Origin of the sequence: Stenotrophomonas sp. FR012 (assembly GCF_047520565.2) — a bacterium.
GTDB lineage: Bacteria > Pseudomonadota > Gammaproteobacteria > Xanthomonadales > Xanthomonadaceae > Stenotrophomonas > Stenotrophomonas sepilia.
This window is the reverse complement of sequence record NZ_JAXBQL020000002.1, coordinates 24,912-38,774: the sequence shown is the minus strand read 5'-3', so window position 1 is coordinate 38,774 and position 13,863 is coordinate 24,912. Positions and strand designations below refer to the sequence as shown.

Below are 13,863 nucleotides of genomic sequence, written 5' to 3'. Positions count from 1 at the left end.
CTGCGCCTGCGGCCGGTATCCGGGCCGTGGGGGGCGACCTGCGTCCGCACGATGGCGGCCGCGTCGACACGGCAAGCCTTCAGGGGCGGGCCGCGGGACGTTTGCTGCATGTCCGGCGGCGGCGGCTGACCGGGAGTGACGGCCACAACATAGTGGGGATGACGCGCACCGTCAACACAAGATGCGGTAATCACGACATGCCGCGACGATCAGTCGCAGGATGCCGTGTTGCAGCGGCGACGCCTTGTCGACATGCCCTGCGTCCCCAGTTCGGTACAACATCCACTTTCCCCGGAACACCGCCCCATGCGCGCTGCCCAGTACTCCTCCTTCGGCAACCCGGCCGACGTCCTCGCCATTGCCGATGCCGCCCTGCCCGAGCCCGGCCCCGGCGAGGTGCGCATCCGCACCGTGCTGGCCTCGATCCACAACCACGACCTGCTGACCGTGCGTGGCCTCTACGGGTACAAGCCGACATTGCCGGCGATCGGTGGCAGTGAAGCACTGGGCGTGGTCGATGCACTCGGCGATGGCGTGGACGGCCTGCAGATCGGCCAGCGGGTAGCCGCCGCCTCGGTGCACGGCACCTGGGCCGAGGCCTTCGTCGCACCGGCACGCATGGTGATTCCGATGCCGGAGGCGATCCCGGACGAGATGGCCGCACAGTTGATCGCGATGCCGCTGAGCGCGCTGATGCTGCTGGAATTCCTGCACGTCCAAGCAGGCCAGTGGATCGTGCAGAACACCGCCAACGGCGCGGTCGGCAAGTCGCTGGCGATGCTGGCAAAGGCGCGCGGCGTGCACGTGGCCAACCTGGTGCGCAATGCCGCGGCCGTAGCGCAGTTGCAGGCGCTGGGCATCGATCATGTATTCGACACCTTGGTGGACGGCTGGAAGGATCGCGTGCGTGAGGCGACCGGCGAAGCACAGGCCGCGGCCGCAGTGGATTCCATCGGCGGCGACGCCAGTGGCGATCTGGTCGACCTGCTCGGCCACCACGGCACGCTGGTGTCGTTCGGTGTGATGAGTGGCGAACCGATGCACATTCCCGCCGGCGGCCTGATCTACAAGGAGGCCACGGTGAAGGGCTTCTGGGGCAGCAAGGTCAGCCAGGCGATGGCGGTGGAGGACAAGCGCCGGCTGGTCGGCGAGCTGCTCAAGCGCGCGGCCAGCGGCGAACTGACCTTGCCGGTGGAGCAGATCTTCGCGCTGGACGATATCGCCCAGGCAGCGAAGGCCGGTGCTGGGTCGGGACGCAATGGCAAGGTGCTGCTGCGGCCGTGATGCTAGGCACTGGATCCGGCGGCGCCGCGCGCCGCCGTCATCCCAATGGATAATGTCTACATCGTCTTTGCTGAAGAAGGAATCACGTTGAGCGGAATGAATGGTCGGAAGGTGCTGCTGGCGACCTTTCTCGGGAGCAAATCCCCTCCTGACGATGTTCGGCCCTCCGAAGACTACTGGAGGTTGATCGGTACCAACGGGACCATTGTTCTTGAGGAATCCCAGACTTCCATGACCAGGCATCAACGTGGCATGCGGGTGCTGGTCCAGTTTCCTGAAAGCATCACGGATATGGGGCTTGCTTGCCACAACGACATACCGGACAGCCTCTGGATTTTCGTCTCCGACCTGATAATTCACCCAGTCGATTGAATGGATCGGGGTTGAATGCAGTAGCGGCGCCCGGATACGGTCCGCCGCTGCCTGCTCCGGTCGTTAAGAACCTGTGATGTATAACTGAATGCGCTTTCGTCATTGGAAGGCGCAGGTACCTGCATGCGGTACTGACGGCTCCTCCCCCGTTCGGCGTTGCCGCTTCCATGTACCGCACCACCCTGAACCTGCTTGCCGGCGCGATCGCGCTGGGCCTCACTGCTGGCACCGCCAGCGCCTCTGAAACCACCGATGCCGGCAAGCACAGCACCACCCTCGGCGCCGTGCTGGTGACCGGCTCCAACATCAAGCGCAGCGATACCGCCGGGCCCAACCCGGTGCAGATCGTCAGCCGCGAACAGATCGAGCAGACCGGTCGTTCAACACTCACCGACGTGCTGCGCAATCTGTCGGCCAATGCCGGCAACAGCTTCGACGAGCAGTACACGGGCAGCTTCGCCGCCGGCTCTGCCTCGATCGGCCTGCGTGGCCTGTCACCGAAGAACACGCTGGTGCTGGTCAACGGCTACCGCGTGTCCAACTTCGGCTTCGCACTCAATACCCAGGACACTTTCGTCGACCTAAACGCGTTGCCGATCAGCGCCGTCGAGCGCATCGAAGTGCTCAAGGACGGCGCCTCGGCGGTGTACGGTTCCGATGCCATCGCCGGGGTCATCAACATCATCCTGCGCAGGAACTTCCAGGGCGTGGACGTCGGTGGCGGCTTCGGTACCGCCACCCAAGGCGGCTTGAACGAACGCAAGGCCAACCTGTTGGCCGGCTTCGGCGAACTGGAGCAGCAGGGCTGGAACGTGCTGTTCGGCTTGGACCTGCTCAAGCGTGATCGCCTCGACGCCGACCAGCGCGCCTATACCCGCAGCGGCGATTTCCGCGACAAGCCCGGCGGACGCCTGGCCGGCTGGTCCACCGCCGGTGGCAACTGGCTGTCCAACCCGCGCGCGCCGCAGCCGTTCGCCAACTGCCCCGAGGGCAGCCAGCTGCGCCCGTACAGCGACTTCGGCAGTACCCTGCCCGGCCAGGCCTGCGCCTTCAATGCGCAGCCGTTCAAGACCCTGCAACCCGGCGCCGAGCGCCTGCAGGCCTCGTTGAGTGCAACCTACCGCTTCAATGACAGCGTCGAGGCCTTCGCCGATGTGCTGTACAGCCACAACAAGGCCGACCAGATCTTCAGCGCGCCGCTGACCGTCGGCCCCGGCCTGCGCGCGTACAACCCGGCCACCGGCACGCTGATTGACGTGCCGGCGGTGCTGCCGGTCGGCCATCCCAACAATCCGGGCAGCACGCCGCTGCCGTTCGAGTACACCTTCTTCGATCTCGGCCCGCGCCTGAAGGACAACACGCAGGTGTTCTACCGTGCCCTGGCGGGCGTGCGCGGCAGCGGTGAACGCTGGGACTGGGAAGTCGCGGCGCTGACCTCGCAAAGTGCGCAGCGCGAGTACGTCGACAATTTCGTCAACCGCTATGCGTTCGAACAGATCCTGCGCGACGGAAGCTACAACTTCCTCAACCCGTCCGCCACGCCGGGCGCGCTGGATGCACTGCGTCTGCAGACCAAGCGGCCAGGCTGGTACAAGCTGCACGCGTTGAACCTGAAGGCCTCGACCTCGCTGTGGCAGATGCCGGCCGGTACGGTCGGCTTCGCCTGGGGCGCGGAGTTCCGCAAGGAATCGCTGGATGCGCGCACCAGTGCCCAGGTGCTGTCGGGCACCGAATTGCGCCCGGCCATCAACGTGGTCAACGGCGAGCGCCAGGTCAGCGCCGCCTACGCCGAACTGAGCGTGCCGCTGCATCGCACCCTGGAACTGCAGGTGGCCGGTCGCGGCGATCACTACGATGACTTCGGCAAAGCGTTCTCGCCCAAGGTGGCGCTGCGCTGGCAGCCGCTGGACAGCCTGCTGCTGCGCGGCTCGTTCTCGCGCGGCTTCCGTGCACCGTCGCTGCCGGAGATCGCGCCGGGCCAGACCGTCAGCTACGGCTCGGTGATCGATCCGCTGGACCCCCTGCAACCGGGCGGCAGCCGTGGCGTGACCAACATCCGCACCGGCAACCCGGACCTGAAGGCCGAGCGCTCGCGCAACTTCAACGTGGGTGCAGTGTGGTCGCCGGATGGTGATACCAGCATCGGCCTGGACTGGTACCGCATCGAGCAGGACAACCTGGTCAAGCCGGACAGCGCGCAGTTCATCGTCGACAACCCGACTCTGTTCCCGGGCCGCGTGCAACGTGATGCGCAGGGACGCATCCAGTTCATCTCCAACCAGTATGCCAACCAGGGCGAGTTGACCACCTCGGGGCTGGACCTGGACGCCAGCCGCACCTTCCGTACCGACGGCTGGGGCAACTTCACCGTGGCCGGCAGCTGGACCCACCTGCTGAGCTTCAAGCAGCCGCTGGTGGCTGGCCAGTCGCCGTACGAAGGCGCCGGCAACAACCGCCACGGCGCACTGCCGCGTACGCGCGGCACCACCTCATTGAACTGGGCGGTGGGCGACTGGAGCAGCACGCTGAGCCTGCAGTACGTGAGCGGCTACGACCAGCGCGTGGCGACGGCGACCAGCAATCCGGGGCTGCGTAACCGCGTCAAGCCGTATCACCAGCTGGACCTTTACGTGGCGTACGAGGGAATTCCGAATACCACGCTGTCGCTGTCGGTGCTGAACCTGACCGACAAGGATCCGCCGTTCGATCCGGCTGGCGGTTCCAACGGCTTCGACATCAGCCAGTACAACCTGCGCGGACAGTTCGTCTCGCTGGGTGCGCGCTACCGGTTCTGATGCGCCAACGGGGCGGCGATGATGCGCCGCCCCGTTCGCGTTGCCGGCCAGCGGCCGGCACTACCATCAACGGCTCAGGTGCAGGAACTGCAGGTGCCGTTCGTACTGGCTGATGATGTCGTTGATGATCTGCTTGCGGCTGTAGCCCACCAGGTCGTAGTCCTGGCTGCCTTCGAACAGATGCACCTCGGCGCGGTAGTAGCGCTGGTTGCGCAGCTGCTGCGCGGCAAACGACGGGGTCAGGTAGCCGCTCAGGATCACCCGGTACAGGAAGTCCTGCTGCTCGCCGTGGTTCACCGTCAGCTCCATGTCGCCGGCCTCGAAGCGGGTGGATACATCCCAACCCTGCCCGCGCAGCTGTTCGGCCACCGCCTCCATCGCCGGCTTCACGGTGTCATCCATGAAGCGGTAGACCTGGTCGCGCACCGGGAAGTGCATGGCCTGGCTCAGGCGCTGGCGCCAGCCCTGATGATGGCGATCGTCTCCGATCAACGGCGACGGCCGGTACTGCAGCGCGCGCTTGCGGTGCGACTCGTCACTGAACGCGCGGGTCAGGCCCCACATCATCAGCAGCAGGATCGCCGAGAACGGCAGCGATGCCAGCACCACCGCCGATTTCAATGCATCGATGCTGCCGGCCAGCAACAACCCGGCGGTCAGCACCGCGATCACCGTGCCCCAGAACACACGCAGCCAGCGCGGACCATCGTCTTCGGGCGATCCACCATGCGACGACAGCGTGGACAACACCACCGCTCCCGAATCAGCGGAGGTCACGAAGAAGATGAAGCTCACCAGCACCGTCACCGCGATCACCGTGCGGCTCCACGGGTAGCCATCCAGCAGTGCATACAACACGGTCGGTGGGTCATCCACCGCCAGCTGCGCCAGTTGCTGCTGGCCGTGGTGGAGCACCTGGTCCAGCGCGCTGTTGCCGAAGATCGACAGCCAGGCCAGGGTGAAGCCGAGCGGGATCAGCAGCACCCCGAACACGAATTCGCGGATGGTGCGGCCACGTGAGATGCGCGCGATGAACAGGCCGACGAACGGTGCCCAGCCGATCCACCAGGCCCAGTAGAACACCGTCCAGCCGCCCAGCCATTCCGGTCGGCCGCCATAGGCGTACACATCGAAACTCTTGCCGACCACGCTGCCCAGGTAGTCGCCCAGGTTCTGCATCAGCGTGCTGAACAGGTACTGCGTCGGCCCGGCGAACAGCATGAACAGCACCAGCGCGATCGCCAGCAGCATGTTGATGTTGGCCATCCAGCGCACGCCCTTCTCGACGCCGGACACGGCCACGGCCACGGCCGCGCCCATCATGCTGACCACCAGGATGATCTGCACCAGGTTGGAGTGCGGAATGTCGAACAGGTGCGAGAGGCCGGCATTGAGGTGCAGCACGCCGAAGCCCATGTCGGCACCGATGCCGAATACGGTGGCGACGATGCCCAGCGCATCCACGGTGTAGCCGATCGGGCCATTGATGCGCTTGCCGATCAGTGGGTACAGCGCAGAGCGCAGGGCCAGTGGCAGGTTGTGGCGATAGGCGAAGTAGGCCATCGCCATCGCCGCCAGCGCGAACACGCCCCAGCCGTGCAGGCCCCAGTGCAGGAACAGCAGCTGCATGGCCTGGCGCGCGCCAGCCTCGCCTGCGGCCGGATCGCCCTGCGGCGGCTGCAGGTAGTGGGTCAGCGGTTCGGATACGCAGAAGAAGAACAGGGTGATGCTGATGCCGGCGGCGAACAGCATGCCGGCCCATGAGAGGTAACTGAACTCCGGCTCGTCATGGTCGGCACCCAGCTTGATGCCACCGTACTTGGACAACGCCACGCCCACCACGAACACCAGGTACAGGGTCATGGCCAGCAGGTAGTACCAGCCGACGTTGAGGGCGGCCCAGTCCTGTGCCTTGAGCAGAAGGCGGCCCGCGCCGAGCGGGAACAGGCTGACGAACAGCGCGAACGCCACGACAACGATCGCCGCGAAGGCGAACACAGGCCGAAGGGTGCGCACCGGGGATTGTTGCGGCTCCAGTACTTCCATGGGGCGGCGTTCTCCGGAAGATCAAAGGGTTAGCCGACCGATTCTGGCTGAACCGCAGTGGACAGAGCATGAAGTTGCGGCCTGTGGTCGCAGGCCCGTCCGCTCATTCCGTGGTATCACGCGCGCGCTGCGACGCACCCTTGCTTGCGCGGGCCGCGCGCACCGCCTGCGGCGCGGCCACGCGCATCCTGTCCGATCACGACATTACATGCACCGCACACAGCTTGTTGCCATCCGGGTCACGCAGATAGGCCAGGAACACCTGCCGACCGGACATGTTGCGGACGCCGGGCGGATCTTCGATGGCGCTGCCACCGTGAGCCACTCCAGCTTCCTGCCAGGCACGCACGGCCTCTGCACTGCCCAGACTGAAACCGATGGTGCCACCGTTGGCATGGCACGCTGGCTGCCCATCGATCGGCGCGGTTACACCGAACATCCGTCCATCCTTGAAGTACAGCAGCCGTCCCTTCTCGTCGAATACGCCCGCACGCGCGGCCATCGCAGCGAACAGGGCGTCATAGAAGCGACGCGCGGCATCCATGTCGTTCGTTCCTACGGTGATGTGGCTGAACATGCGGGCACTCCATGTGGAAAACCGCAGTGTCGATGAGCGCGGGCGACTTCGCAAATCGCTGCACCCTCGCCGCCCCGCTCGCGACCGGGCGTGCTGCTACTTGGCGGTGCTGAGCAGCAGTACCGCCGCCGTGACCAGACCGATGCCGACCCAGCCGATCGGCCGCAGGCGGTTGCCGAACAACAGGCGGCCGCAGCTGGCGGTGCCGATCACGCCGATCGCCCCCCACATCGCATAGGCCGTGGCCAGATCCATGTAGCGCACGGCCTGGCCCAGCAGGGCGAAGGCGATCCAGACCAGGACGATCGCACCGACGCCCCAGCGCCAACGACGGAAACCTTCCGACTTGGCCACCATCATGTTGGCGGCGACGTCGATCAGCGCCGAGCAGATCACGAAAAACAGGGCCAGGGTGTTCATCAGTGCGCCTCCCCGAGGGTGACGCAGACGATGCCGGCCACCGCCAGCATCAGGCCGGCCAGCTGCTGCAGCGACAGGCTCTCGCCGAACACGGTGAGGCCGACCACGGTCAGCAGGGTCAGGCCGAGGCCTTCCCACACCGCGTAGGCCACGCCCACAGCAATGCGGCGCACCGACTGCGCGAGGAAGAAGTAGGACAGCGCCAGCGCGCCGGCCATGATCAGGTAGCCGCTCCAGCCGCCGTCGCGGGCGGCATGGGCCATGAACGAGGTGCCGACCACCTCGGCGATGATCGCCACGGTCAGGCAGGCCCAGGCGGCCAGCGCGCCACGGGCGGGAACAGTACGGGACATGTGAAGCTCCTTGCAGGCGGGGACCGCGCCGCCTCTTCAATGGGTCCACGGCATGCGTGGAGGGTCCGGAACGCCCGCAGACAGGGGCGACGGCGGCCAGTATCATCGCCTTTTACGGTGGCACCAAAATGGATCCCATCGACAGGAGCGATGGATCAATGCCCTATTCCCCCGAATCCCTGCAGGCCTTCGTGGAAGCGGCCGCGCTGGGCTCGTTCTCGGCGGCGGCGCGCCGCCTGCGCAAGACCCAGTCAACGGTCAGTACCGCCATTGCCCATCTGGAGGCCGACCTGGGCGTGAGCCTGTTCGACCGCAGCGGGCGCTACCCCCGGTTGACCGAGGCCGGGCGCCAGGTGCTCGGCCATGCCCAGGAAATCCTCGCCGCCGATGCCCGCCTGCAGCAGTTGAGTGTGCGCCTGGCCGCGCCGGTCGAAGCGCGGCTGACCGTGGTGTTCTCCGACGTGTACCAGCTCGATCCGGAGCAGCGCGTGCTGCAGCGCTTTGCCGAAGCATTCCCGGAGATCGAACTGGAATGGCTGGATGCCGAAGGCGATGACGTGCTGGAGCTGGTCGGCAGCGGCCGCGCCGCGCTGGGCCTGCTGCCGCAACAGGAAAGCTATCCGGATGGCCTGATGGCCCGGCCGTTGGCCCATCACAGCGAACTGTCGGTGTACGTGGCGCGCGAGCACCCACTGGCCAGCGCCGGCCGTCGCAGCGCCGCACAGCTGGCGCGGCACCGGCAGGTGCGATTGAGTGCGGAGGTCGATCAATCCCACATCGTCACCGGCCTGGCCTGGACCGCCACCGACTATCTGATGGTGATGGAGATGGCCGAGGACGGCATCGGCTGGGCCGAGCTGCCGCGGGCACTGGTGCAACGTTATGACCGCGGGCGACTGGTGGAACTGACGCTGCCCGGCTGGCCGCGGCGCATCCACAGCGACCTGCTCTGGCGCCGCGACGCGCCGCCGGGACCGGCCGCACTGTGGTGGGCCGACGCGTTGGGGTGATACGAGTTGCCGGCCAGCGGCCGGCACTACCGGTCAACGATGGGCGAGCGCGTAATCCAGTGCCGCGCACACCGCGGCCACCTGCGCGTCGTTGCACTGCTGCGGGGTCGCCCGGGAGCTGTCCGGGTAGACCTCGGTGGTGGTAGTGAACTTCGCACCGGTGATGCCCGCGCACAGTCCCAGCTTCACCAGCGGATATTCGATCACGCCGTGGGCCACCAGCGGCGAACCGATGATCTCGCCCTTGTCGTCAGCCGGCGCGATGTGGGTGACCTTCTCCACCGCGGCGATCACCGCCTGCTGGAAGACCGGCTGCGGGTTCTCGCTGTCATCCACCAGGTAGAAGCCATCGGGGATCAGGCCCGGTTCGAACGGCCTGCCGTCACGCGCGGCCAACGCCGGGCGGAACTCGCTCTCGTCGCTGTCGGTGGTCTCGTGCAGGTCGATGTGCAGCACGAACTGGCCCTTGTACGGCGCGATCAGATCGATCACCGCCGTTGATTCACGCGCCGGGCCGTCGGCGCGGAAGTTGCGGTTCGGGTCGATCGCATCGAAGTTCCAGCGGTTGATGCGCTCGAAGCCCCACGGATTCACGCACGGTGCCACCAGCAGATTGGCCTTGCCGGCGTAGTCGGCGGCGTGCTTTTCGAGGAATTCCAGCGCGCCCATCACGCCGCTGGTCTCATAACCGTGCACGCCACCGGTAACCAGGGCAGCCGGCAGCACCGGGTTCCAATCGCGGCTGCGCAGGGCGAACAGGGTGTAGGTCTCGCCAGCGTAGTCGAGCTGGCCGTAGGCCACCTTGTCGAAGCGCGAGGCCAGCGCCTCGATGCGCGGCAGCACTTCCTCGTCATAGCGACGCAGGCGCTGCTGGCGGCCACGCCACGTCTCCCGTTCCGCCGCTCCCCACGGCTGGCCAGGGGTTCCGACGGGGTAGAAGGCGGCTTGGGACATGGCAGATCTCAGCGAGTCAGGAAGCAATCGCCCACTCTACCACTGGGGGAACAGCGTGAACCGGCGGCGCATTCCATTGGCGAATGGAATCAGCAATAATTCTCATTTACCGCCTTCCACAGCCCGCACCGATGCCCATCCCTGCCCTGCAACCGGCCCGCCTGCCGCTGGCCGCCGCCCTTACCCTGTGCCTGCTCCCGGCCGCCACCGCCTTCGCCCAGGACGGCGCCACCACGCTGGACAGCATCCAGGTCTCGGGCAGCTGGCTGGGCACCGGCCTGCATGACAGCGTGAAGAGCTTCGCCGGCGCGCGCACCGTGGTCGACCGCCAGCGCATCGAGGCCAGCGGCGCGGCCAGCCTCGGCGATGCGATGCGCCGCATCCCCGGCGTGCAGGTCACCGACAACTCCGGCACCGCGGGCAGTTCGGTGTCGCTGAACATCGGCGTGCGCGGCCTCACCGGGCGCTACTCGCCGCGCTCGACCGTACTGTTGGACGGCGTGCCGCTGGCGGTGGCGCCGTATGGCCAGCCACAGCTGTCGTTCGCGCCGACCAGCCTGTCCAACATCGAGTCGATCGACGTGGTGCGCGGCGGCGGCGCGGTGCGCTACGGGCCGCAGAACGTGGGCGGCATCATCAACTTCAGCACCCGCTCCATTCCCACCGAGGCCGGCCTGCACGGCGAAGCCGGCATGCGCTACACCGCCTACGACCATGGCGGCGGTGACAGCACCCAGTACAACGCCTTCCTCGGCGGTACCGGCGACAATGGCCTGGGCGCGGCCCTGCTGTACTCCGGCCAGGATGGTCGCGGCTGGCGCCGGGGCAGCGATGACCGCTTCAATGATCTCGCGCTGAAGTTCGCCTACGCCATCGATGCGCAGCAGGAACTGCGCGCAAAGCTGTCCTACTACGATGTGCGCTCGCTGACCCCGGGCGGCCTGACCCGCACCCAGTACGAGGCCGATCCGTTCCAGAACACCCGCTCCACCGATTTCTGGAAGGGCCACCGCACCGGCGTCGACCTGGGCTACACCAACACGCTGTCGGCCAACAGCGAGTTCGAGGTGCTGGCCTATTACAACGAGAGCACCCGTGCCAGCTCGCTGATCAACGCCGCCAACACCCAGCTGACCGTGCAGCCGCGCGACTACCGCGTGCTCGGCATCGAGCCGCGCTATACCCAGCGCCTGCACTGGGGCAGCGCGATGCATGACATCACCGCCGGCTACCGCTTCCTGCGCGAGCGCGGCAACGACCGCAGCTACACCGTCGCCCGCCGCACCGGCGCGGCCAGTGCCACCACCCGCTTCGACAACGCCACCGACGCGCACGCCTTCTACATCGACGACCGCATCGCGATCGGCCAGTGGCGGATCACCCCGGGCGTGCGCATGGAGTGGATCGACATGGACCGCCGCCAGACCGGTGGCGCGGCGACCTTCAGCAGCCGCAACGACAAGGCCCTGCCCTCGCTCAACATCGCCTACCTGCTGACCCCGCAGCTGACCGTGTTCGGCAACTACACCACCTCGTTCGGGCCGGTGCAGAACATCCAGCTCAATTCGCAGACGGCCAACAACCCGCTGAACCCGGAAATCGCCAGGACCACCGAGCTGGGCGCGCGCTGGCAGGACGGCGCCCTGCGCGCGGAAGTGACCGTGTTCAAGATGCGCTTCGACAACCAGATCCTGCAGGTACCGGGAATCACCCCGCCGACCTTCCAGAACATCGGCGCCACCGACCACAAGGGCGTGGAGAGCGCACTGGAGTACCACTTCGCCGAGGACAGTGCGCTGGCCGGGTTGGAGCTGTACGCCAACTACACCTGGACCAAGGCGACCCAGCAGTCGGGCGACAACCGTGGCCTGGACGTGCCGTTCTACTCGCGCGACACCGACAGCGTCGGCGCCCGCTACGCGCTGGCCGGCTGGACCTTCAATGTCTCCAGCACCCACCAGAGCGGCCAGTTCTCCGATGCCGCCAACACCTGGGAAGAAACCGCCGATGCGCGCGTGGGCCGCGTGCCGGGCGTGCGCCTGTGGAACGCGCAGGTGGCCTGGCAGGTGCCGGGCCTGGGCGACAGCGAGATTGCGCTGGGCGTGAACAACCTGGCCGACAAGCGCTGGTACACCCGCAACGTTGATGGCAACGCCGGCCGCATGGTGGCCGCGCCGCGCACGTTCTACGTGCAGGGCCGCTACCGCTTCTGAGGCGGTAGCCACCCGATGCGGTGACGGTGGCGCTCACGGTGGCGGCGTATCATGCCGCCACCATGTCACTGCCTGTTTCGCCATCGCGCCTGCATCTGGCCTTCCAGGGCCTGCGCCTGCGCCTGCGTGGCAGCGACCTGTGGTTCATCGCGCTGGCGTTGCTGGTCGGCTTGATCGCCGGCTACCTGACCCTGCTGCAGTCGGGCATCGCGCGCTGGCTGCAGGGCACGCTGTATGGGCTGGACGACGGTATGCGCCTGAGCTCCCTGCCCTCGCTGACATGGACCGCGCTGCTGGTGCTGCCGCTGGGTGGCCTGCTGGTCGGCCTGGTCAGCCTGGCCGCGACCCGGCTCAAGCGGCCCCTGCTCGATGCGGTGGAAGCCAATGCCCTGCATGGCGGCCGCATGTCGATGCGCGACAACCTGATCGTACTGACCCAGACCCTGCTGTCCAATGGCTGCGGCGCCTCGGTGGGTCTGGAGGCTTCGTATACGCAGATGGGCGCCGGCAGTGGTTCGCAGCTGGGCCGGGTGATGCGCCTGCGCCGCAATGACGTGCGCATCCTGGTCGGCGCCGGTGCCGCCGGCGCCATCGCCGCCGCCTTCGGTGCGCCACTGGCGGGCGCGTTCTATGCGTTCGAGATCGTCATCGGCGCCTACACCCCGGCCGCACTGGCGCCGGTGGCGGTGGCTGCACTGGCCGGCGCGTTCGTGGCCGACCAGGCTGGCATCGAGGCCTACCTGCTGCCCGCTGCCTCGACCATCGACGTTCGCGCCGCCGACTACGCCATCTACGGTCTGCTCGGCTGCTGCTGCGCGATGGTCGGCATTGCCATCATGCGGCTGATCGCCTCGATCGAGGGCACGGTCAAGCGCAGCCCGCTGCCTGCCTGGGGTCGGCCGGTGGTCGGTGGACTGCTGCTGATACCGCTGGCCCTGGCCAGCCCGCAGGTGCTGTCGTCCGGACATGGCGCCCTGCACCTGGACCTGACCACGCACCTGCCGCTGATCTGGATCGGCGGCCTGCTGACCCTGAAGTGCCTGGCCTCGGGCATCTCGCTGGGCTTCGGCTTCCGTGGCGGCCTGTTCTTCGCCTCGCTGTTCATGGGCACCCTGGTCGGCGCGCTGTTCGCCGGCCTGCTGGCCATGGCCACCGGCGTGCCGGTGGTCGACGCCACCTCCGCCGCGCTGGCCGGCATGGCAGCGCTGGCCGCAGCCGTGGTCGGCGCGCCGATGACCATGGCCATGCTGGTACTGGAAGGCACCCACGACTTCCTGCTGACCAGCGTGGTGATGAGTGCGGTGCTGGTGTCCAGCACGCTGGTACGGCAGTGGTTTGGTTATTCGTTCTCGACCTGGCGCATGCACCTGCGCGGGGAGACCATCAAGAGTGCCCGCGACGTGGGCTGGGTACAGAACCTCAACGCCGGCCGACTGATGCGCAAGGGCGTGGCCACCGCCCCGTCCGACCTTGACGCCGCCACGTTCCGCCAGCGCTTCCCGCTGGGCTCGGGCAGCCGGGTGATCCTGATCGACAGCGAGGGCCACTACGCCGGCATCGTGCAGATTCCGCGCGTCTACGGCGACGGCGTGAAACCGGAGACGGCGATTGGCGAGCTGGCCGAGAACCGTGACGTGTCGCTGTCGCCGTCCGCGGACGTGGTCAGCGTGATGCAGCGCTTCGACCAGACCCAGGCCGATGAACTGGCCGTGGTCGGCGCCGACGGCCAGGTGCTGGGCGTAGTGTCCGAAGCCTTCGTACGCAAGCGCTACGCTGAGGAGCTGGACAAGCGCCAGCGCGAACTGATGGGCGAGCGCGTCGACGACACCGACTGACCCG

The 13,863-nt window shown here is 67.2% G+C and carries 11 protein-coding genes; 6 read left to right on the top strand and 5 right to left on the bottom strand.

Going from position 1 to position 13,863, the window contains the following annotated elements; translation table 11 throughout:
- Positions 1 to 306: 306 nt before the first annotated feature.
- The 3 genes from ACM0O9_RS04240 to ACM0O9_RS04230 all read left to right on the top strand — a co-directional run bounded on the left by ACM0O9_RS04240 (position 307) and on the right by ACM0O9_RS04230 (position 4,451).
- Positions 307 to 1,284 (top strand): zinc-binding dehydrogenase, encoded by a 978-nt coding sequence (locus ACM0O9_RS04240; RefSeq protein WP_414604087.1) that lies wholly within the window; start codon positions 307 to 309, stop codon positions 1,282 to 1,284.
- A 45-nt stretch (positions 1,285 to 1,329) separates the two neighbouring features.
- Complete coding sequence (locus ACM0O9_RS04235) at positions 1,330 to 1,656, top strand: hypothetical protein (protein ID WP_095377111.1); 327 nt, start codon at positions 1,330 to 1,332, stop codon at positions 1,654 to 1,656.
- Between the two features lie 167 nt (positions 1,657 to 1,823).
- The gene (locus ACM0O9_RS04230; RefSeq protein WP_414604086.1) at positions 1,824 to 4,451 is read left to right on the top strand and encodes a TonB-dependent receptor; all 2,628 of its coding nucleotides are present in this window, start codon (positions 1,824 to 1,826) and stop codon (positions 4,449 to 4,451) included.
- Between the two features lie 66 nt (positions 4,452 to 4,517).
- Here ACM0O9_RS04230 and betT read toward each other — a convergent pair whose 3' ends face one another.
- The 4 genes from betT to ACM0O9_RS04210 form a co-directional block, all read right to left on the bottom strand.
- Entirely contained in the window at positions 4,518 to 6,497 is a 1,980-nt protein-coding gene (betT, locus tag ACM0O9_RS04225; protein ID WP_005416952.1) for a choline BCCT transporter BetT, read from the bottom strand.
- A 196-nt stretch (positions 6,498 to 6,693) separates the two neighbouring features.
- Positions 6,694 to 7,074: a VOC family protein gene (locus ACM0O9_RS04220; protein WP_065185724.1), complete on the bottom strand. Its 381-nt coding sequence runs from the start codon at positions 7,072 to 7,074 to the stop codon at positions 6,694 to 6,696.
- Positions 7,075 to 7,170: 96 nt separating this feature from the next.
- Positions 7,171 to 7,494 (bottom strand): DMT family transporter, encoded by a 324-nt coding sequence (locus ACM0O9_RS04215; RefSeq protein ID WP_065179190.1) that lies wholly within the window; start codon positions 7,492 to 7,494, stop codon positions 7,171 to 7,173.
- Positions 7,494 to 7,847 (bottom strand): SMR family transporter, encoded by a 354-nt coding sequence (locus ACM0O9_RS04210; protein ID WP_005416959.1) that lies wholly within the window; start codon positions 7,845 to 7,847, stop codon positions 7,494 to 7,496. The genes ACM0O9_RS04215 and ACM0O9_RS04210 overlap by 1 nt, the downstream gene beginning before the upstream one ends.
- A gap of 158 nt (positions 7,848 to 8,005) precedes the next feature.
- Between ACM0O9_RS04210 and ACM0O9_RS04205 the strand changes: the two genes are divergently transcribed.
- Positions 8,006 to 8,857, top strand: coding sequence for a LysR family transcriptional regulator (locus tag ACM0O9_RS04205; protein ID WP_005416961.1), 852 nt, complete (start codon positions 8,006 to 8,008; stop codon positions 8,855 to 8,857).
- A gap of 33 nt (positions 8,858 to 8,890) precedes the next feature.
- Here ACM0O9_RS04205 and ACM0O9_RS04200 read toward each other — a convergent pair whose 3' ends face one another.
- A complete protein-coding gene (locus ACM0O9_RS04200; RefSeq protein WP_005416963.1) occupies positions 8,891 to 9,811 on the bottom strand; it encodes a M14 family metallopeptidase in 921 nt (306 codons plus the stop codon).
- 131 nt (positions 9,812 to 9,942) lie between these two features.
- On the opposite strand from ACM0O9_RS04200, the gene ACM0O9_RS04195 reads away from it, so the two are divergent.
- Both ACM0O9_RS04195 and ACM0O9_RS04190 read left to right on the top strand, forming a co-directional pair.
- The gene (locus ACM0O9_RS04195) at positions 9,943 to 12,024 is read left to right on the top strand and encodes a TonB-dependent receptor family protein (RefSeq protein WP_414604085.1); all 2,082 of its coding nucleotides are present in this window, start codon (positions 9,943 to 9,945) and stop codon (positions 12,022 to 12,024) included.
- Positions 12,025 to 12,086: 62 nt separating this feature from the next.
- Complete coding sequence (locus tag ACM0O9_RS04190; RefSeq protein ID WP_050562703.1) at positions 12,087 to 13,859, top strand: chloride channel protein; 1,773 nt, start codon at positions 12,087 to 12,089, stop codon at positions 13,857 to 13,859.
- The last annotated feature ends 4 nt before the right edge of the window (positions 13,860 to 13,863 follow it).

Bases quoted from the DNA above. Each gene is read 5' to 3' on its own strand.
- betT (WP_005416952.1), bottom strand. From the start codon at position 6,497: ATGGAAGTACTGGAGCCGCAACAATCCCCGGTGCGCACCCTTCGGCCT.
- ACM0O9_RS04200 (WP_005416963.1), bottom strand. From the start codon at position 9,811: ATGTCCCAAGCCGCCTTCTACCCCGTCGGAACCCCTGGCCAGCCGTGG.
- ACM0O9_RS04210 (WP_005416959.1), bottom strand. From the start codon at position 7,847: ATGTCCCGTACTGTTCCCGCCCGTGGCGCGCTGGCCGCCTGGGCCTGC.
- ACM0O9_RS04235 (WP_095377111.1), top strand. From the start codon at position 1,330: ATGGATAATGTCTACATCGTCTTTGCTGAAGAAGGAATCACGTTGAGC.
- ACM0O9_RS04215 (WP_065179190.1), bottom strand. From the start codon at position 7,494: ATGAACACCCTGGCCCTGTTTTTCGTGATCTGCTCGGCGCTGATCGAC.
- ACM0O9_RS04230 (WP_414604086.1), top strand. From the start codon at position 1,824: ATGTACCGCACCACCCTGAACCTGCTTGCCGGCGCGATCGCGCTGGGC.
- ACM0O9_RS04240 (WP_414604087.1), top strand. From the start codon at position 307: ATGCGCGCTGCCCAGTACTCCTCCTTCGGCAACCCGGCCGACGTCCTC.
- ACM0O9_RS04205 (WP_005416961.1), top strand. From the start codon at position 8,006: ATGCCCTATTCCCCCGAATCCCTGCAGGCCTTCGTGGAAGCGGCCGCG.
- ACM0O9_RS04220 (WP_065185724.1), bottom strand. From the start codon at position 7,074: ATGTTCAGCCACATCACCGTAGGAACGAACGACATGGATGCCGCGCGT.
- ACM0O9_RS04195 (WP_414604085.1), top strand. From the start codon at position 9,943: ATGCCCATCCCTGCCCTGCAACCGGCCCGCCTGCCGCTGGCCGCCGCC.
- ACM0O9_RS04190 (WP_050562703.1), top strand. From the start codon at position 12,087: ATGTCACTGCCTGTTTCGCCATCGCGCCTGCATCTGGCCTTCCAGGGC.